This window comes from Fibrella aquatilis (assembly GCF_017353255.1).
Lineage (GTDB): Bacteria > Bacteroidota > Bacteroidia > Cytophagales > Spirosomataceae > Fibrella > Fibrella aquatilis.
The window spans coordinates 140,281-159,600 of the sequence record NZ_JAFMYU010000002.1 but is presented as its reverse complement, the minus strand read 5'-3'; the positions used below and the strand labels follow the sequence as shown (position 1 = coordinate 159,600).

General features: G+C 58.0%; 14 protein-coding genes. 11 read left to right on the top strand and 3 right to left on the bottom strand.

The window, feature by feature from the left end:
- Window positions 1-6 precede the first annotated feature (6 nt).
- The 6 genes from J2I48_RS03005 (at window position 7) to J2I48_RS02980 (ending at window position 5,644) form a co-directional block, all read left to right on the top strand.
- A complete protein-coding gene (locus J2I48_RS03005) occupies window positions 7-1,251 on the top strand; it encodes an MFS transporter (RefSeq protein WP_207333912.1) in 1,245 nt (414 codons plus the stop codon).
- A gap of 17 nt (window positions 1,252-1,268) precedes the next feature.
- Window positions 1,269-2,633 carry a sigma-54-dependent transcriptional regulator gene (locus tag J2I48_RS03000; RefSeq protein ID WP_207333911.1) on the top strand — a complete coding sequence of 455 codons (1,365 nt, stop codon included), beginning with the start codon at window positions 1,269-1,271 and terminating at the stop codon, window positions 2,631-2,633.
- Window positions 2,634-3,025: 392 nt separating this feature from the next.
- On the top strand, window positions 3,026-3,598 hold the full coding sequence (locus J2I48_RS02995) for a TetR/AcrR family transcriptional regulator (RefSeq protein ID WP_207333910.1): 573 nt from the start codon (window positions 3,026-3,028) through the stop codon (window positions 3,596-3,598).
- A 54-nt stretch (window positions 3,599-3,652) separates the two neighbouring features.
- On the top strand, window positions 3,653-4,057 hold the full coding sequence (locus tag J2I48_RS02990; RefSeq protein ID WP_207333909.1) for a hypothetical protein: 405 nt from the start codon (window positions 3,653-3,655) through the stop codon (window positions 4,055-4,057).
- Window positions 4,058-4,281: 224 nt separating this feature from the next.
- Window positions 4,282-4,869 carry a Crp/Fnr family transcriptional regulator gene (locus J2I48_RS02985; RefSeq protein WP_207333908.1) on the top strand — a complete coding sequence of 196 codons (588 nt, stop codon included), beginning with the start codon at window positions 4,282-4,284 and terminating at the stop codon, window positions 4,867-4,869.
- Between the two features lie 103 nt (window positions 4,870-4,972).
- The gene (locus tag J2I48_RS02980) at window positions 4,973-5,644 is read left to right on the top strand and encodes a DUF8737 domain-containing protein (RefSeq protein WP_207333907.1); all 672 of its coding nucleotides are present in this window, start codon (window positions 4,973-4,975) and stop codon (window positions 5,642-5,644) included.
- A gap of 5 nt (window positions 5,645-5,649) precedes the next feature.
- Here the strand turns inward: J2I48_RS02980 and J2I48_RS02975 are convergent, their stop codons facing one another.
- On the bottom strand, window positions 5,650-6,414 hold the full coding sequence (locus J2I48_RS02975; protein WP_207333906.1) for a DUF3667 domain-containing protein: 765 nt from the start codon (window positions 6,412-6,414) through the stop codon (window positions 5,650-5,652).
- A gap of 133 nt (window positions 6,415-6,547) precedes the next feature.
- On the opposite strand from J2I48_RS02975, the gene dtd reads away from it, so the two are divergent.
- The 4 genes from dtd to pfkA all read left to right on the top strand — a co-directional run bounded on the left by dtd (window position 6,548) and on the right by pfkA (window position 15,244).
- Window positions 6,548-7,000 (top strand): D-aminoacyl-tRNA deacylase, encoded by a 453-nt coding sequence (dtd, locus tag J2I48_RS02970; protein ID WP_207333905.1) that lies wholly within the window; start codon window positions 6,548-6,550, stop codon window positions 6,998-7,000.
- Between the two features lie 197 nt (window positions 7,001-7,197).
- Complete coding sequence (locus tag J2I48_RS02965) at window positions 7,198-11,262, top strand: S8 family serine peptidase (protein ID WP_207333904.1); 4,065 nt, start codon at window positions 7,198-7,200, stop codon at window positions 11,260-11,262.
- A gap of 15 nt (window positions 11,263-11,277) precedes the next feature.
- Window positions 11,278-14,106: a S8 family peptidase gene (locus J2I48_RS02960; protein WP_207333903.1), complete on the top strand. Its 2,829-nt coding sequence runs from the start codon at window positions 11,278-11,280 to the stop codon at window positions 14,104-14,106.
- Window positions 14,107-14,269: 163 nt separating this feature from the next.
- Window positions 14,270-15,244, top strand: a complete 975-nt coding sequence (pfkA, locus tag J2I48_RS02955) for a 6-phosphofructokinase (protein ID WP_207333902.1) — start codon at window positions 14,270-14,272, stop codon at window positions 15,242-15,244.
- Window positions 15,245-15,265: 21 nt separating this feature from the next.
- Here pfkA and J2I48_RS02950 read toward each other — a convergent pair whose 3' ends face one another.
- Both J2I48_RS02950 and pdxA read right to left on the bottom strand, forming a co-directional pair.
- Window positions 15,266-16,156 carry a YicC/YloC family endoribonuclease gene (locus J2I48_RS02950; protein WP_207333901.1) on the bottom strand — a complete coding sequence of 297 codons (891 nt, stop codon included), beginning with the start codon at window positions 16,154-16,156 and terminating at the stop codon, window positions 15,266-15,268.
- Between the two features lie 12 nt (window positions 16,157-16,168).
- Entirely contained in the window at window positions 16,169-18,109 is a 1,941-nt protein-coding gene (pdxA, locus tag J2I48_RS02945; RefSeq protein ID WP_207333900.1) for a 4-hydroxythreonine-4-phosphate dehydrogenase PdxA, read from the bottom strand.
- Between the two features lie 158 nt (window positions 18,110-18,267).
- On the opposite strand from pdxA, the gene J2I48_RS02940 reads away from it, so the two are divergent.
- The gene (locus J2I48_RS02940) at window positions 18,268-19,218 is read left to right on the top strand and encodes an NAD(P)-dependent oxidoreductase (protein ID WP_207333899.1); all 951 of its coding nucleotides are present in this window, start codon (window positions 18,268-18,270) and stop codon (window positions 19,216-19,218) included.
- The last annotated feature ends 102 nt before the right edge of the window (window positions 19,219-19,320 follow it).

The following is a 19,320-nucleotide window of genomic DNA, read 5'->3' as shown; positions in this document are numbered from 1 at the left end:
CTCTTTATGCCTTCTAACCGCCTCCCCCTTGCCACTATCTTCCTCACCGTGTTTATCGACGTGGTGGGCGTTGGTATCGCCACGCCGACGATTACACCATTGCTGTTGCGGGCCAGTTCGGGGTTTCTGCCAACTGCGTACTCCATCGATCAGCGGACTATTCTACTAGGGTACCTGCTCGCGTCGTTTTCGGTGGCGGGGTTCATTGGCGGGCCATTGCTGGGAGCCTTGTCAGACCGGTATGGGCGCAAACCTATGCTGCTGTTTTCGCTGGTGCTGACTATCACGGGCTACCTCATCTTTGCCGTGGGCATTCAGACCCAAGCGCTCTGGCTGTTGTTTCTCAGCCGCATCGTCTACGGCATTGGCGGGGGCAATATCGCCATTATCCAGTCGGCCATTGCCGACGTGAGCGACGTGAGTTCGCGGACCAAAAATTTCGGGCTTATTGGGGTGGCGTTTGGCATTGGATTCATCATTGGTCCCACGCTCGGCGGCGAACTATCGAACCCCAAAACAGTGTCGTGGTTTACATTTGCTACACCTTTCTACGCGGCGGCGGGGCTGGCGGTGGTCAACCTGATTATGGTGCTGACTACCTTCCGCGAAACGCTAGCCACACCCATTATGCGGCCTATTACGGCCCTCACGGGCTTCCGCAACGTCGGCCAGGCCTTCGCAGATCCGCGGCTGCGCGTACTATTTGCGGGAGTGTTTTTCTACGCGCTCGGCTTCAATTTCTACACCCAGTTTTTCTCGGTATACCTGCTCAAACGGTTCGATTTCGACCAGGTACACATTGGCCGCTACTTCGGGTTTGTGGGCCTGTGCATCGCCATTATGCAGGGGCTGGTGGTGCGGCGCGTGGCCAGCCGCTACACACCGGCGCAGATTCTGCGGGTGAGCGTGTTGGGCCTGGCGGTGGCGCTGTGGTGCTTTTTGCTGCCGCAGCAGTCGTGGCAAATTTTTCTGGTAGCTCCGCTAATGGCGCTCTTTCAGGGACTCACCTCACCCAACGCTACCACCCTGGTTTCGGCCAGCGCCGGGGCCGAAGGACAGGGCCGCACGCTGGGCATTAACCAGTCGGTGTTGTCGGCGGCATTTGCCCTGCCGCCCGTCATTGCGGGGTATCTCGAAACCATTAGCCTCACGTTGCCGCTCGTGATTGCGGGGGCCATGGTAGTGGTGGGCTGGGGTTTCTTTCTCCAATTCATCAATCGCGAGGCCATCAGCGACGCCGTGAAGGCGTAAGTTTGGCTTACGAAACTATGCCTGCTACCATTCTTCTTATTGACGATGAACCCAGACTGCGGCAGTTGCTGGCCCGCATTCTGCAACTGGAAGGCTACACGATTCTGGAAGCCGAAAACGGCCGCGCAGGCCTGAAAACCCTGGAGCGTGAGGCCGTGCAGCTCGTGATCAGCGACGTGAAGCTGCCCGACAAAAACGGCATCGAACTCACGGCGCAGATCAAACAGCTCTACCCCGCCACGGAGGTCATCGTGCTCACCGCCTACGGCACTATTGCCGACGGGGTGACGGCCATCAAAAACGGTGCGTTTGACTACATCACCAAAGGCGACGACAACGACCGCATCATTCCGCTGGTGAGCCGGGCAGTGGAAAAGGCCAACTTACAGTTCAGGATCAGGCAGTTAGAGGCGCAAATGAGCCAGCGGCTGGGTTTCGAGAGTATCGTGGGCCATTCGAAAGCGGTGCAACTGGCCGTAGATCTGGCCCGCCGCGTGGCCACCACCGACACCACTGTGCTGCTCACGGGCGAGACTGGCACGGGCAAGGAGGTTTTTGCACAGGCCATTCACCAGGCCAGCCCCCGCAAGGCACAATCGTTTGTGGCCATCAACTGCGGGGCGCTGGGCAAAGACATTCTGGAAAGTGAGCTGTTCGGCCACCGCGCCGGGGCGTTCACCGGGGCCAGCCGTGACCAGAAAGGCCTCTTTGCTGAAGCTGACCGGGGCACCATTTTTCTGGACGAAATTGGCGAGATGCCTCTCGACCTCCAGGCCAAGCTGCTGCGCGTGCTGGAAACCCACGAGTTTCTGCGCGTGGGTGATACCAAACCCACCAAAACCGACGTGCGGGTAATCGCCGCCACCAACCGGGGACTAGAGCAGGAGGCTCACGCAGGACCATCCAGTCCGGGCCATTTCCGGCTTGATCTGTATTACCGGCTGTCGGTGTTTTCCATTGAACTGCCCCCCCTCCGCGACCGCCGCGACGACATCCCCGATCTGGCTCTGCAATTTGCCCGGCAGGCCGCCGCCAAACTCGGTAAGCGCGACGTGCAGCTGAGTCAGACTTTCGTGCAAAGACTGCAACAGCACCCCTGGAAAGGCAATATTCGGGAGCTAAAGAACGTGATTGAACGCGCCGTGATCCTGGCCGACACCCGCCCCGACGGCACCACCGAACTCACCCCCGGCACCCTCCCCTTCGACCTGCAATCGTCGCTGCTGGACGAAACCGCCCTGGACCTGGCCACGGTCGAGAAAGGGCATATCCGCCGGGTCATCCTCCACACCAACGGCCACAAACCCGAAGCCGCCAAGCTGCTGGGCATCGGATTGACAACGTTGTACCGCAAGATGGCGGAGTACGGGATAGAGGGGTAGAGTAAGTGTCAATGACGCCATAATGCCAGTGCTTAAAGCGAAGGTATTCAGCGCTCATCAGTTGCCTCCGTTTTGCTCCATGTTGTCCCGTAGGGACATAAGAGCGTAGCGTCGGTAGAAGCAATGGCCGGTTAATCAATCGCGTGCCGTAGGTACGCCACAACTAGCGAGTCGGTCGCGTACCTACGGCACGCAAGGGCTGGCGAGGCAACTTACTTTCCTACCGACGCTGCGCTCTTATATCCCTACGGGATAGCAGGTTAAGGATATTTAGACGAGATGGAAGCGCTTTAAAACAGCACGCCTCATCCATTCTAATCAGGCAAATCCGCCGGGACGGATCACATGGGGGCTAACATCTCCTATATTTATGTTCTAACCACGGCCACTTCATGAAGCCCATTGAACAACCCTGGATTTTGGCGGGCTACCGTCTGTTTGCCCATGAAGGGCCAAAGGGCTTGACTGTAGAAGGGCTGGCGCGGGTGGTGGGTAAAAGCAAATCATCGTTTTACCACCACTTTGCCGACCTTGAGGTCTTCACCGAGTTGCTGCTCCGGTATCACCTGAACCAGGTGCACCGCATTGCCGAACAGGAGCGGCAATGCCAAAACGTGATTCCCGATCTGGTCAATCTGTTGCTCACGGTAAAAGAGAACCTACTATTCGACAGACAGTTACGTATCCATCGCACCATCCCGGCCTTTAAGCAGTGCTTCGACAAATCGACGGGTGCGGTAGGCGAGGCCATATCGGGCATCTTCGCCGATATGCTGGGACTGGCCCATAATTCAGCCTTGACCCGGATGGTGCTCATGCTGAGTCTGGAGAATTTCTACCTCCAACTCACCCCCGAAACCCTAACCTACGACTGGCTGGTTGGCTACATGCATGAGCTACAAGCGATGGTGCGGGCGTTTCAGGCCAACGACCGGCAGCAGTCGATTTTGTACGGTAGCGTCTAAACTAACTGCCCTGCGCTGGCTTGCTTTGCAGACACCTTCAAAACTGACAAGCCCATGAGCAAGCAGCGATTACCTTTATTCATAACACTGGGTGCCTTTTTCTGGCTAAACGCCGCCCTGATCATTCATTTCGTGGGGGCCACCGTATTCTCGGCGCACAATCCAGCTATGGCCCTGGCATTTGCAGCGGCTATCCCCATCACAGTGCTATCTATTTACATTACGCGGTGGGTCAGCGGTTTAGCGTTTGGTGAGCTACTGCGACCCATCGTGATTATGACTTTCACCGCCACCTTCCTCGACGGTATTGCCCTGGTCTGGTTTCGGCAGCTATATGCCGATTCGTTTGAGATAGCCCTGCATGGTGCCGCCTGGATTCTCTGGGGCGTAGGTCTTGGTCTGTTAGCAGCTTTTTATGGCGATGTCAAAGACAGGAATCTGTCTAAAACCGAGCGGTAATTCTGACAGTACGTTCAACCCCGGCAGGAGTAGCCCGTAAACCACCTTTGTGCTTTACGTACACTGGGTCACCACTACGACGCGGTTGAAGCGGAGGTTTTTAAGGTCTTCGGGTCTAGTAGCTAAGTGGATCAAACAGTGGCTGCTCTATCTACTCTGGTCATTTTGGCAGCAGTTTGACGGTATCTTTGGCCGTAGTCATCCCCCATCGCTTATTTTTGGCCATGAACAAAGAGCCGCTGCTGCGCTTCATTCAAACCAATATGCCCACGGCTAATGAGCAGGCTGCGGTTGACATTGCGGCGCACTTTGAGGAGTGCGTGCTCCTGAAAAACGAGTACCTGCTGCGAGCAGGCCGCGTTAGCAACGAGTACCTCTTTCTGATAGAGGGATTTATGCGGGCCTTCACCTTCGACACGGACAATAACGAGGTGACAACCAATTTTTTTGGCAAAGACCGCGTGGTGCTGGAGGTGTCGTCGTTTTTCACGCGTACGCCCGCTACCGAGTCTATTCAGGCCCTGACCGACTGCCGGGGTTATATGATCACCTTCGAGACGGTGAATAAGCTGTTTCATGCGGTGCCGGCATTCCGCGAGTTTGGGCGCACAATGCTGGTTCGGGAGTACGCTGCCTTCAAGCAACGTACCCTGGCTCTGATTAACACCACCGCCGAAGAACGTTACGATGCCCTGTTCCGCGCAAACACAGCCTTGTTTCAGCATGCCCAACTGAAACAAATTGCTTCTTATCTGGGCATTACCGACACCTCGCTGAGCCGCATCCGCCGGGAGTATGCCCGCCGTGGCTAATTAGTCCTTTTTCTTGCCAATTGGCAAGTGGGTTCTTGACATCGGGTAAGTGCAGCCGGGTAAGTTGGCCCTCACCTTTGCCCTACCAACTCCTCCCGATGCTATGCAACAACTTCCGCTTTACGTCCCCATCGTTTTTGGCCTGACTATGCTGCTGGCCCTATACCTCTTCCACCGCGCCACCCAATCCCAAACGGCATTGTGGCTGCTACTGGGCTGGGGTGCTCTACAAACGGCGCTGGGCCTGACTGGTTTTTATCAGGTCATCAACCCTGCCCCACCCCGATTTCCGCTCCTGGTGCTGCCACCGCTGCTGCTGGTCGTTGGGGTGCTGAGCACTAAACGGGGACAGCGGTTTATAGACGGGCTGGATCTTCGCCTGCTCACGCTTTTTCACGTGGTGCGGGTGCCCGTTGAGGCAGTACTGTTCTGGCTGTTTATGCAGGGGGCGGTGCCGCAACTGATGACGTTCGAGGGCCGCAACTTCGATATCCTGTCGGGACTGTCAGCACCCGTGCTCTATTATGTTGGGTTCGCTGGCAACCGCCCGAAGCAGACCATCCTGCTTATCTGGAACGTGGTGTGCCTGGGGTTGGTAATCAATATAGCTGTCAACGGTCTGCTGTCAGCACCCACACCGTTGCAGCAGTTTGCCTTCGACCAACCCAACATCGCCCTGGCCTATTTCCCGTTTGTGCTGCTGCCCAGCCTGGTTGTACCAATGGTCATTTTCGCGCACCTGGCCGCTATTAGACGCTCTGTATACCCAGTGTAACACGTTCAATGCGCTTTTATGAGTAGATCAGTGGCCAAACCCACGAAAATGAGGGCCGTATAGAACAGTACAGATCCCAACACGTAAGCGGCAAAAGCTTTTAGGTAGTTGGTTATTTTTGTTTTATCAAAAAACTGCCCAACAGCCCAAGCCGGATAAATAAAGCCAGATGCTAAAAACAAGTTCATATACACACCAGGACTCACCAGCTTATAGAAGCAGGACACTAAAGTGGCCAACAGCATTCCTTGTCCCATTACAAAACATAACAGCACCATAATTTCAAATAGATTGTAGCTATACTTTCTAAAAAGCAATTTTACGCAACAGGCAGTAAAGACTACCATCATGATATTTGCATAGCCGTAATGCGTTTGCATCCAATGAAGTAGCGAACCAACAGCAGATTTTCCGAAGTCTAACTTCACACTGCTGTTATTAAATTCTTCGGCGTGCGAATAATGCGCTACCACCGTATAAAGCAGCGACGTTAAAATAAGAAACGCCACTGGCTTCATGTGCTTACTTCTATTTTCGGCAATAAATTCTTTGATACTATCGCCGGGTCTGGTGAATAATTCTTTTACAGTGTAAAAGAGACCTTTCTCAAAGTGAAACAGATGAGAGATTTCGTGTGAAATATAATGCTTGTCTATCCGTTCAAGTTTGGCTGATTTTCCACAGTGGCCGCAAAAATGGGCAGTTACATCAGTGCCGCAGTTAGAACAGGTCGTTGCTTTATCTATTTCGTATTGCGTTGTAGTCATCATAACATTCGTTGCCCGGTTGGTTGTCAGCACCTTAAATATCGTCCGTACACCAATTTTTACCAAGCCCTGGGGCAACTATATTGCGCACAAAGCAACAAGTAGACGTGTTGCTTCGCATCCTCTCCATTCACCAATGATCGCTGTTATTCAACGTGTTACTGAAGCTACTGTCCGCATTGAGGGGCAGGTGAAGGGGCAAATTCAGACGGGGTTTCTGGTGCTGCTGGGCATCACCCATACCGACACGCCCACCGATGGAGCCTGGCTGGCGAAGAAAATTGCGGGCATGCGCGTCTTCAACGATGCCAACGGCAAGATGAACCTCGACCTGGCGGCGGTGGACGGTAACGTGCTGCTGGTGAGCCAGTTTACGCTCCACGCCAACACCAAAAAAGGCAACCGCCCCAGCTTTATCGACGCCGCCCGCCCCGAGCAGGCCATCCCCCTCTACGAACAGTTCATCTCCCAACTCACCACCGAACTGGGCCACCCCATCCAGACAGGCACCTTCGGCGCCGACATGCAAATCTCCCTCCTCAACGACGGCCCCGTCACGATTGTGATTGACACGAAGGTGAAAGAGTAAATGGTGAAAGAGTGATCGCCTCAGCCTTGCGCCGTTGTGAGCACTCTTTCACAATTCGCTCTTTCACTCTCCGGGACGCCGGACCGTCGCCATTCACTCGTTCATTTATTTCCCTGCAACGTTTCCACCCTGGTTCGCGAAGCCGTAATTGACTGTAGATTTGTATAGTACGAACGCTTTGCATCAACCCCTATTACATGACTTTCTTTTACCGGCTTCTGGCCCTTTCGGCTGTGCTGTTGCTGCTTCAACCCAGGGCCACCGCGCAACCGCTGACTCAGTATAGTGCCGCGCAACGCGCTCGTCTCAGTACGCTGCAACAACTCGTTTCGCAGCAACAGGTCGCCAACTATAAAATCGCCGTTGACGTGGCCAACAGGCAGGGTCGGCCGGTAGAGGAAGCCGTTGGCAAAGGCCTTACGCGCCGCCTGCGGGGCATCGACGTGGCCACGGGCAACCTACTTTACGACGTGGTAGACTACAACGCCCGCGCCGCCGCCACCACCCGCACCACCAGCCTGTATGCCGGGGGTAGCCTGGGCGTGAACCTCAATGGCAGCAGTGCCAACGTGAAAAATCGGCTCGGCGTCTGGGATGGTGGGCAGGTCTACGCTACTCACCCCGAACTAACGGGCCGCGTTATTCAGCAGGACAACCCCACCCGCACCGACCGCGAAAACGAGGATGTTTACCACGCCACCCACGTGTCGGGTACGATGATTGCCGCCGGGCTGAACACGCTGGTGCGGGGCATGGCCAACGGGGCAAGCTTGCAGGCCTATGATTTCGGCAATGACGTGTCTGAAATGACCAACGCAGCTGCCAACCTGCTGGTGTCGAACCACTCGTATGGCTCCATTGCCGGCTGGCGTTTCAACAGCAGCCGCAGCACCACCAACAAATGGGAGTGGTGGGGCGACACCACGCTGAGCGCCACGCAGGATTATAAGTTCGGTCTCTACAATGAAGACGCCGTAAGCTGGGACCGCATTGCCAACTCGGCACCGTACTACCTCATTGTGAAGTCGGCGGGGAACGACCATAACGCGGGTGGCCCCGCCGCCGGTACGCCCTACTACCTGGTGCAGCACGGCAGCCGCCTGAGCACCACCCCCCGCGATGTGCAGAACGGTTACGACCAGATTACTACTTACGGCACGGCCAAAAACATTCTCTCGGTAGCCGCTATCTCCGCCATCTCCAATGGCTATAACCGGCCACAGGACGTCAGTCTGGCCGATTTCAGTAGTTGGGGACCTACCGACGACGGGCGCATCAAACCTGACATTGTCGGTGTGGGGGTCAATGTCATTTCCACCAACTCGTCGGCATCGTCGGCCTACGGGGCGTTGAGTGGCACGTCGATGTCGGCGCCCAACGTGTCGGGGTCATTGCTGCTGTTGCAGGAATATTACAGCCAGCTCAACGCGGGTAAGCTCATGCGGGCTAGTACGCTCAAAGGCCTGGCCCTGCACACTGCCGAAGAAGCAGGCCCCGCGCCCGGTCCCGACTATCAGGCGGGCTGGGGGTTGCTGAACATCGAACGCGCCGCCCGCGCCATCCAGAACAGCGACAAAAATTACCTCATCGACGAGCGGACGCTTGCCCAAAGCCAGACTTACACGCTTCAGGTGGTGGCGTCGGGCAGGGGGCCGCTGGTGGCTACCATCTGCTGGAGTGACCCCGAAGGAGCCGCCACGCCCGCCACCAACCGGTTCAACAACCGCACCCCCAGACTGGTCAATGACCTCGACGCCCGCCTGGGCGACGGCACCACTACTACCCAGCCCTGGATACTCGACCCCGAACAACCCGCCCAGCCCGCCACTCGTGGCGACAACATCCGCGACAACGTAGAGCAGGTGTACATCGCCAACCCCGTGCCGGGCCGCACCTACACACTCACCATCAGCCACAAAGGCACCTTGTCGGGCACCAAGCAGGATTACGCCCTGCTGCTGAGCGGCATTGGTGGCACGGCCTACTGCGCCTCGGCCCCTACGTCGTCGGCTGACACCAAGATCAGTCAAGTACAATTTGCGGGCGTAACTCAGGCCGGTGCGGCAGGTTGCACCACCTATTCCGACTTCATGACCACCGCCCCCACCACCGACGTGCAGCCCGGCCAGCCCATTCCGCTGACTGTGACCACCGGCACCTGCGGGGCCAGCCGCAACGCCATCGTGAAGGTATTTGCCGACTGGAATGGCAACGGTGCCTTCACTGACGCGGGCGATTTGCTGGCTACGTCGGGCGTGTTGACTGGTCCCGGTCAGTTTGTGACTACCCTCACCCCGCCCGCGTCTGTCACGGCGGGTACGCTGGTCCGGCTGCGAATAGTGGCCGTTGAAACAGGCGACCCCGCCGCGGTGCAGGGTTGCGGCAGCTACGGTAACGGCGAAACCCAGGACTACCTTCTCCGCGTGATTCGCCCGACCACCGACGTAGCCCTGGCCGCGCTGGGCACTCTGGCCGGTCCCCTCTGCCCCAACACCCAAACGCAGTCGGTGCGGGTGCGCAATGCCGCCGGTTCCGACCAACGCAATGTGCCGGTGTCGCTGCAAATAAGCACCACCACGGGTACGCCAGTGGCGTCGCTCAGCAGCACGGTCTCGCTGCTGCGGGCCTACCGCGATGCACTCGTTACGTTTACCCTGCCCAACTCAATATCGCTCACCACGGGTCAATCCTATGTGTTCCGCAGCCGGGTGGCGCTGCCCGGCGATCAGGACACGACCAACAACGTGCTGACCGAAACGCGGGTAGTGGGCACGGGTGCCGAAACGGGCATTTTTTCGGCGGCAGCCTGTGGCAGCGACCCCAGCGTTACCCTGCGCAATGCGGGTACGGGCACTGCCTTTTGGTACGACCTGCCCACGGGCGGCACCCTGCTGGCCGCTGGTAATCAGACTACTAGCCCTGCCAAAACTGTCTACTACGCCGCCACCAACGATTTCAGCGGGCGGCTGGGACCAGCGGGTAAAAGTGAGTTTGGCGGCGGTACGTACTTTGGCAACTTCGGTCCGCAACCACTCATCAGCACCAAAGTGCCCCTGCGCATCGAGCGGGCCAGAATCTACACCGGCGCACCGGGGCGGCTGACCTTCTCGGTACGCCGTTTCGACGAAACCGTGATCTCATCGGCTACGATTGACGTAGTAGCCACGCGCACCACCCCTGCTTCACTCACCAATTCGGGTGGTCAGCAACTCGACGACCCAGCCGACCAGGGAGCCGTTTATCCCCTCAACCTGACCATTCCCGACGCTGGTGACTACAAGATTGCCATTGATTACGAAGACGGCGTAACCATTTTCCGCAGTAATTCGCTGGTGTCTGGTTTTCCGTTCGAACTCAAAAGCCAGTCGGGCGACGTGCTGGTGAGCATCAAAGGCTCGCTGTTCAACAACGCCACCACCGGCAACCCAGACACGTTAAAAACGGCCTGGTACTACCTCTACGACATGCAGATCAGACCATTAGCCTGCGCCACCAGCGGCCGCACGGCCGTGAGCGTACAAACGCGGCCCTCGCCAACGGCATCCATCACGGCCGACGGCTCCACTACGTTTTGCCAGGGGGGCACGGTATCATTGCGCGGCGCAGCCACCACGGTGGTGTCGGGCGAGGTGCTTTCCTACCAGTGGTTACTGAACGGACAGGCCATTGCAGGGGCTACCAGCCTCAGCTACGTGGCTTCACAGCCAGGTAGTTACGCTGTGCAGGTGAGCGGAAGCTGTGCACCCGTGTCTACGTCGGCCATTGCTGTCACCGTGCGGCCAGCCACAGCGCCCACCATATCGCAAACGGGCGTGTTGCTGATGTCGAGCGTGCCAACGGGCAACCAGTGGTTTGCGGCGGGGGTGCCCGTACCGGGTGCCACGGGGCCTACGTTCAGCGCCCCCCAAACAGGGCGGTATTCGGTACGGGCTAACAGCAACGGCTGTGGAGAGGCCCTTTCCGACGAAGTGTACATCGTGATTTTGGCTACCGAACCGGCCAACGCCTCCTTCCGGGTATACCCCAACCCGGCCCAGCAGCGCCTGACCGTTGACCTCGACGGCACGGCTGTTACGGTTCAGCCCAGCGTTACGCTCTACGACGCGCGGGGCACCCGCCTGAGCCAGCAGCCCATGGACCGTTGGCTAAGTGGCTGGCGCGCCATGCTCGACGTGAGCAGCCTGCCAGCCGGTACGTTTTTTGTACAGGTAGTAGATGACCCAACGCAACCGCCAAAGGTCAAAACAATAGTAAAGCACTAACGAACGCACTAATCTTTGAAGCTGGCCCGCTCTTTACGACACCTAACCGTCAACACATGCCGCCCGCTTCAGCTCTACCGGGCAGGTAAGTGGCTCACGCTGTGGGTAGTAGCGTGTGGAGTAGCCCACGCCCAGCCAATAACCCCGCTACGCCCGGCAAAACCCGGTTTTCATCAGCCTGCTGCGCACCCTACCCCTACGCCCAATCAACCGGCCGGGGGTGGGGTGTCTTTTTTGGAGCCTAGCAAAAAACGGTCCAACTACCGCCCCCGGCGCTGGATGGGCACTGACGAAACGGGCCACCCCATTGTTTACGGGCTACATAACACCGAAGCGGCCCTGGGCACCCGCACACTGCCCCTCTTTGGCCAGAATGCCACCGGTCTGCAACTGACCGGCAGCAGTTTTGTGGCCGGAAAATTGGGGCTGTGGGACGGGGGACTGGTGCTGGCGGGCCATCAGGAGTTTGGCGGGCGCGTTCGGCAACGAAATACCACCGGCACCCTGAGCAACCACGCCACCCATATGGCCGGTACGCTGATAGCCAAAGGGTTGTCGCCCGCCGCACGGGGCATGGCCAACGGCGCTTCGCTGCAAGTTTGGGATTATACCGACGACTTGGCCGAAATGACCGCCGCCGCCCCCGGCCTGCTCCTGTCGGTGCACGCCTATGGCCCGCTGGCAGGCTGGGTGCAGAACCTCAGCCGACCCGGCACCGACCCCAATCTGAAGTGGGAATGGTGGGGCAATACCGCTGTCAGCACTACCGAAGATTACCTCTTTGGTTTCTACACCGCCAAAGCCCGCGACATTGACCGCCTGGCCTACACCAATCCCTATTACCTCATGGTGCGGTCGGCCGATAACAAGCGCACCGAGACCGGACCGGCAGCAGGGACAGCCTATTTTCTGGCCAACACCAATGCACAAAGCACCGCCTCCCGCAGCCGCAACGACGCCTATGATGTGATCCCGGCCGAAGCCACGGCCAAAAACGTGCTGACGGTAGGTGCCGCCGACATTGATCTTAGTTCTGATAATGAACCAGTTAGACTAGCCTCATCGCCCTACAGTGGCTGGGGACCTACCGACGACGGGCGCATCAAACCCGACTTGCTGGGCATTGGTACGCGAGTGTATTCTACGTTGGCCAGCGGAACCACTGATTATGGCGTCAACACCGGCACCTCGATGGCGGCGGCCAACGTAACGGGGTCGCTGCTGCTGTTGCAGGAACTGTATACCCGCCAGACCAATGGGCGTTTTTTGCGGGCAGCTACCCTGCGCGGGCTGGCCATCCACACCGCCTCACGCCTTACGCCCGACCCCGGCCCCGACTACCGGCAGGGCTGGGGGCTGCTCAATACCACCGCTGCAGCCGCCGTAATTCAGAACCTGAACCAGGGCCATCAGTTAAGCGAACAGACCCTGCCCAACGCTCAAACTTACACCCTGTCGGTGGTGGCGCAGGGCGGTCAGCCGCTGGTCGTCACGCTGTGCTGGACCGACCCCGAAGGCCCCGTAAGTCCGCTCAACCCCATTTCGCTCAATAGCCGTATTCCCAAAATCGTCAATGACCTCGACCTACGGGTGGTAGGCAACGGCCAGACCACCCTGCCTTATATCCTGAACCCCGACCGCCCCGCCGACAAGGCTACCCGTGGCGACAATAGCCGCGATAATGTAGAGCAGGTATGCATTACCAACCCCGTGGCCGGGCAGACGTATATGGTGAAGGTAACGCACAAAAACACCCTCCGCGATGCCGGTCAGCCCTTTTCGGTCATTGTTAGCGGCCAGAAAGAGCGTGCTTGCAGCCTGCCCGCCCGCGCTATCCTGAACCGCCCCGACACGACCCTCTGCGTGGGTAATACGCTGACGCTGAAAACCGACGATATACCCGGCCTGCACTACGAATGGCTTCGCGACGGTGTGCCCACCCCCACCAACGATGCCCCTGAAACGACCGTGCAAACCAGTGGTAGCTACGCCCTGCGCTACACCGATCAGGTCACAGGTTGTGTAGGCGTGTCGGCACCGGTACGGGTGCGGTTGTTCAGCCCGCAGGTGCGCCTGTCGCCCGCAACAAGTCTATATTTGTGTAGCAGTAATTCGTCCGTGCCGCTCTCGGCTACGGTCGAGGCAGGCAGCACGCTCAGTTGGTTCCGAAACGGCCAACTGTTGACGGGGGTAACAGGCACGTCTATTGCCGTTGCACAACCGGGCATCTACATGGCAAAGGCCACTTTGCGCAACTGCGCAGCCCAGTCGGTGGCCGTATCGGCGCAGCCAACCACGTTGGGCACCCCTCTGCTCTTGCCCGCCGAAGACGACATTCAGTTGCCCAACGGGGCCAGTATCCGGCTCATTGGTCCTGTCGGACCCGAATTTATTTACCAGTGGCAGCGCGACCGGCAGCCCATTGCGGGTGCCGTAGATCGGCAGTTACTGGTCAATACGCCAGGGGCCTACCGGCTGCAAGTGACGCAGCAACAGTGCGTTAGCTTTTCTGCCGAAAAAACGGTGCAACGGTCGTCGTGGGCGGGGCTGAGCACCCTTCCTGACTCGCTGGTGGCCTTCGATGGTGCCGACAGCACGTTTGTCATTTATCCTAACCCCACGCCCGGCACCCTCTTTGTGCGGTATGTGCGGCCGGGCGCCACCACCGTTAACGTTACGGTCTACGACATCATCGGCAACGTCAGGAAAGAGGCCATGCCGTTGCGATTTCGGCAGGGTCTGTTCTACCTCGACATGCCCGTGTATGACCTGCCACTGGGCATCTACCTCCTGCACCTCACCGACGGTTCGCGGAGCAAAAGCGTACGCTTTTTCAAGGAATAGCTTTTGTTGTCTTTTCGTGAAAAGACCGGTTAAATCGAAGCAGTATGGCTTAAAATCTGAAAATGCGGGTATTTTTGCGTGTTCAGTTGATGCCGATTTAAGGCACCTGGTCAGGCTATGATCAGCACAGTTGTTGAATACTACGAAAAATTAAGTTGACCCAATGAAACGTATTGCTGTGTTTACTTCCGGGGGCGATGCACCGGGTATGAACGCCTGTATCCGGGCCGTTGTGCGCGGGGCTGTCTACCACGGAATCGAGGTATTTGGCATCAGAAGGGGGTATACCGGAATGATCAACGGCGATATTTTTCAGATGACGTCGCACTCGGTGAGCAACATTGTTCAGCGGGGGGGTACAATCCTGAAATCGGCTCGCAGTAAAGAGTTTATGACCCCCGAGGGTCGGGCCAAAGCTCACGAGCAAATTCAGAAGTTCGGCATCGAGGGCCTCGTTGCCATTGGCGGCAACGGTACCTTTACGGGGGCCACCATTTTCTACGACGAATACGGCATACCCACTGTGGGTGCACCCGGCACTATAGACAATGACCTCTATGGTACCGACTATACTATTGGCTTCGACACGGCGGTAAACACGGCCCTGGAGGCTATTGACAAAATCCGCGACACCGCCGATTCGCACGACCGCATTTTTATCATTGAAGTGATGGGCCGCGACTCTGGCTACATTGCCATTCAGTCGGGTATTGCGGGCGGGGCCGAAATGGTGATGGTGCCCGAAGTGCTCACGCCCATATCAGAGGTAGTCAATACACTGAAACAGGGATTTGTGCGTAGCAAGTCGTCGTCTATCGTGGTAGTAGCCGAGGGCGAGGAAGAAGGCAGCGCCGCCGAAGTAGCCGAAAAAATCAGCAAGCTCATCGACGAAGAACTGGACATGCGCGTGACTACGCTGGGCCATATTCAGCGCGGCGGCATCCCCACGGCCTACGACCGCATTCTGGCCAGTCGCCTGGGCCTTGGCGCGCTGGAGGGCCTGATGAACGGCGAGAAAAACGTGATGGCGGGCGTGATCAACAATGAACTGGTGTACACCCCTTTCCGCGACACTATCCGCCTGCCCAAACCCATCAGCGAAGACCTGCTTCGGATGGTGAAAATCCTGAGCGTTTAGCCAAACGCTCAGTTGTATCGATCAGATCACGTTCATGGTCTGCTCTTTGATCTTCTCCAGTTCGTCTTTCATCTGCACCACAAACCGCTGCACCGTGGCATCGTTGGCTTTCGAGCCGATGGTGTTGATCTCGCGGCCAATTTCCTGGGCGATGAAGTTGAGTTTCTTCCCATTTGCCTCCGCCGACTCCAGCACTTCCCTGAAATAGCTGAGGTGGTTTTTCAGCCGGACTTTCTCTTCCGAAATATCCAGTTTCTCGACGTAATAAACCAGTTCCTGCTCAAACCGATTGCGGTCAAAATCTTCATTACCAAGCAGTTCGGTCACGCCAGCGCGCATCCGTTCACGCACGGCGGGAATACGCTCGGCATCCTGTACTTCTACGTCGGCAAGGCGGGCGGCAATGCTTTGAATGTATTCGGTGAGCTTACTTTCCAATGAAGCCCCCTCCTGCCGCCTGAATTCCTGGCAACCCGCAATAGCCTGGTTGATGGCCTCCTGCACGGCGGCCCAGTCTTCCTGCGCGGTGTCGGTTTGGCTGCTGCTCTCGCTCAAATACGCGTTGGGCATACCCAGCGCCATCTTGAAGATGGTCTCGTCCGACACCTCCCGCCGTAATTCCCTGGCGCTTTGGGTAAGGTCGTTAATGTAGGCCTGAATCAGCGGCCGGTTCACCGTTACGGCGGGACGCACGTCGGCGGTGCGGGTTACGGTCAGGTTGAACTCTACTTTACCGCGTTCCAGGCGTTGCGTGAGTAGGTTACGCACCTCGATTTCCCGGTCAGAGAATCCGCGTGGCAGCCGACAGAATATGTCTAAGAACTTAGAATTCAGCGTTTTAACTTCAGCGGTGGCTGATAAGCCATTCGCTTCAACGGTTGCCGTGCCGAAGCCGGTCATGGATGTTAGCATAAGGAGGGACAACTATTTTTTGAGTGCATTTGCGGCTAGTTCCTGGTACTCTTTGCGGCGACGGGCTACGTCGACGGCGGTGTAGATGGCCTGAATCATGGATGTCTCGTCGGCAAGGCCTTTGCCGGCAATATCGTAGGCGGTGCCGTGGTCGGGCGAGGTGCGCACAATGGGAAGGCCCGCCGTGAAGTTCACGCCCTCTTCAAAGGCGATGGCTTTGAATGGAATCAGGCCCTGATCGTGGTACATGGCCAGTATGGCGTCGTACTTACGGTAAGCACGGGTACCAAAAAAACCGTCGGCGGGGAAGGGGCCATAGAGCAGTTCACCCTTGCGGCGCATCTCGTTGATCAGCGGCGTGATAATGTCTTTTTCTTCGTGACCAATCAACCCGTTTTCGCCCGCGTGGGGGTTTAGACCCAGCACCGCAATCTTTGGCCGCGCAATACCGAAATCCTGCTTCAGCGACTGGAACATGAAATCGAGTTTGGTCTGAATGGCTGGTTTGGTGATGTATTGGCGAACCTTACCCAGCGGCACGTGGCCCGTGACAACCCCAATTTTCAGGTTTTCGCTCACCATAAACATCAGGTCGTCGGGTACGCCAAACGCGTTGGCGAGGTATTCGGTATGCCCCGGAAACGCAAACGCCGCCGACTGAATGTTGTGCTTGTTGATGGGTGCCGTAACGATGGCGTGCAGTTGCCCGGCTTTCAGGTCTTCCACGGCCCGGTTCAGGCAGGCAAGCGCAGCAGCACCGGCTTCGGGCGTTACCTTACCCGGTTGAATGTCAACCGTTTGTGGTACCACAGCAGGCACCGGCGTGGGGTCGGGTGTAGACTCAGGTTCGGGCGTAGATTCAGCAACGGCGTCGGTTGGCGCAGGCGTTTCGGATGCGGCTACAGGCTCCGTTTTAGATTCAGGCGTGTCAACAGCCACAGGCATGGCAGCAACCGGCTCAACGGCAACGGGTTCGGCCACAACAGCGGGGGCTGGCTTGGCGGCGACAACAGACACCGGTACGGGAATCGTTTCGCTGAAACAGGTGATCACGTTGGTGTGCTTATGGCTTGCCTGCGATGCCTGCTGGATACCGTTGAGCGTCCAGTCTTTCATATTCAGCAGGTTCCGATAGCGGTTCAGCACCCGCATCGATCCGTAGATGATGGGGGTACAAATGCGCAGTAACTGGTTATTTTGCAGGGCTTTAAGAATCACTTCCGGCCCCACGCCGTTGTAATCGCCCAGGGTAATGCCAATCACCAGCCGCTCCTGTTCCGACAAAGGGGGCAACGTAGCAGGAGCCATACGAGCGGGTTCGTCGTCATACTGCTCAAACACCGACCCACCCTGCACCCGGCTCATGGGCCGTCCGTCGGCGGGGTCAATGTCGTCGTCTTTATCAATATAAAAGTCAGGCGAGGCCACGCGCACCGGCCGATCTGTTGTTGACCGCTCCTGACGACTGTCGCGCTGCCGGTCAGCAAACTGCCGGTCACGGTCGCGGTTACGGTCTTGTCCACCGCGTTCATTGCGGCTTTCGCGACCATCGCGCTGCCGGTCAGCCGGTTGCCTGTCTTGCCCGCTGCGCTCCGGCTGGTTGGGGCGCGGTTCGCGGGGGGGGCGGTCGCCTCGTTCGGCGTTGTCGCGGGGGGGACGTTCAGACCGGGGTGTGTTGTCGCGGGGGGGGCGGGGGGCTTGTATTGCGGCAGCCTCGGCCTGGCCATCGGCCAGTTCAACACCCTCGGCACCTTCGCCTTCGGTGCGTTCGCCCTGCGGCTGCCGGTCGCGGTTGCGGTCACGACCCCGGTTGCGGTTCCGGTTGCGATTTCGCCCGCTACCGGTGCGCTCACCCTCTGGCCTGTCGCCGCCGGGCCGCTCGCTCCGGTCTTCAGCACGTTTGTCCGGGCTATCGCCACCGGGGCGGTTGGTTGGGTTTGTTTGTTCTTCCATTGACCTAATTGCGCAACGGCTACGCCAAAGGGGCCTGTTGCGGGCGCAAAACCAGTGGTTAGGAGTACCGGTGGGGCTGTTCCTTTATTCTGGCAATGCGGCTTGGTTATTACGTATTGATTCGGGTAATTGTCGTTGCAAGTTACAAACTTCCACCCATGCACACGCCGCCTGCCGCTATTCTGATTGCCGATGAGATGCACCCCTCGCTCTTTGCCATGCTCGACCAGGCGGGGTTTACCTACACCTACCAACCCACCCTTGACCGGGTCGGCATCCTGGCCGCCATTGCCCCCTACGAAGGCCTGATTATTCGCAGCAAAACCACCGTCGATGCCGCGCTGCTGGCCGCCGCGCCCAACCTGCGCTACATTGGCCGCGCCGGGGCCGGACTTGACCTGATTGATATGGACGCCGCCGAACGCCGGGGTATCCTGGTTGTACACGCCGGTACTGGTAACCGCGATGCCGTGGCCGAGCACGTGCTGGGTATGCTGCTGGCCCTGTTTAACAACATTGTGAAAGCCAACCGTGAAGTACGGCAGGGCATCTGGGACCGGGAAGGTAACCGGGGCGTTGAGCTAATGGGTAAGACCGTGGGCCTGTTCGGCTACGGCAACAATGGGCAGGCCACCGCCCGTCGCCTGAGTGGCTTTGGGTGCCGGGTGCTCGCCTACGACAAGTTCCGCACTAACTATTCGGACCAATATGCGCAGGAAGCCACCGTGGCCCAGATCATGGCCGAAGCCGACGTGCTCAGCCTGCACGTACCCCTCACCGACGACACCCGGCAGTGGATCAACGACAATTTTGTGGCCGATATGAGCAAACCATTTTTTCTGGTCAATGCCTCGCGCGGGGAAGTAGTCTCGCTGGCGGCGGTGGTGGCGGGCCTTCAGTCGGGCAAGGTGCGGGGAGCGTGTCTGGACGTGCTGGAAAATGAAAAACTCAAAACCCTCACCCCCACCCAGCAAGCCACGTTCGACTACCTCCGCCAGTCGGACCAGGTCATCCTCACACCCCACATTGCCGGCTGGACCCAAGAAAGCTATGTCCGCATCAACGAGGTGCTCGTCGAGCAGTTGGAGGAAGTCGTTAGGAAGTCGTAAGTCTGGAAAGCCGTTTTAGTGTTGCTGCGGTCCGACGTCTCGGCGCCAATATTCGCCTTCAGCATTTACGCTCGCGTCAGCAACACTAGTACGGCTTTCCAG

What these genes read in the sequence shown, in the direction of transcription:
- J2I48_RS03005 (WP_207333912.1), top strand. Translation starts at nt 7, where the DNA reads ATGCCTTCTAACCGCCTCCCCCTTGCCACTATCTTCCTCACCGTGTTT.
- J2I48_RS03000 (WP_207333911.1), top strand. Translation starts at nt 1,269, where the DNA reads ATGCCTGCTACCATTCTTCTTATTGACGATGAACCCAGACTGCGGCAG.
- J2I48_RS02995 (WP_207333910.1), top strand. Translation starts at nt 3,026, where the DNA reads ATGAAGCCCATTGAACAACCCTGGATTTTGGCGGGCTACCGTCTGTTT.
- J2I48_RS02990 (WP_207333909.1), top strand. Translation starts at nt 3,653, where the DNA reads ATGAGCAAGCAGCGATTACCTTTATTCATAACACTGGGTGCCTTTTTC.
- J2I48_RS02985 (WP_207333908.1), top strand. Translation starts at nt 4,282, where the DNA reads ATGAACAAAGAGCCGCTGCTGCGCTTCATTCAAACCAATATGCCCACG.
- J2I48_RS02980 (WP_207333907.1), top strand. Translation starts at nt 4,973, where the DNA reads ATGCAACAACTTCCGCTTTACGTCCCCATCGTTTTTGGCCTGACTATG.
- J2I48_RS02975 (WP_207333906.1), bottom strand. Translation starts at nt 6,414, where the DNA reads ATGATGACTACAACGCAATACGAAATAGATAAAGCAACGACCTGTTCT.
- dtd (WP_207333905.1), top strand. Translation starts at nt 6,548, where the DNA reads ATGATCGCTGTTATTCAACGTGTTACTGAAGCTACTGTCCGCATTGAG.
- J2I48_RS02965 (WP_207333904.1), top strand. Translation starts at nt 7,198, where the DNA reads ATGACTTTCTTTTACCGGCTTCTGGCCCTTTCGGCTGTGCTGTTGCTG.
- pfkA (WP_207333902.1), top strand. Translation starts at nt 14,270, where the DNA reads ATGAAACGTATTGCTGTGTTTACTTCCGGGGGCGATGCACCGGGTATG.
- J2I48_RS02950 (WP_207333901.1), bottom strand. Translation starts at nt 16,156, where the DNA reads ATGCTAACATCCATGACCGGCTTCGGCACGGCAACCGTTGAAGCGAAT.
- pdxA (WP_207333900.1), bottom strand. Translation starts at nt 18,109, where the DNA reads ATGGAAGAACAAACAAACCCAACCAACCGCCCCGGTGGCGATAGCCCG.
- J2I48_RS02940 (WP_207333899.1), top strand. Translation starts at nt 18,268, where the DNA reads ATGCACACGCCGCCTGCCGCTATTCTGATTGCCGATGAGATGCACCCC.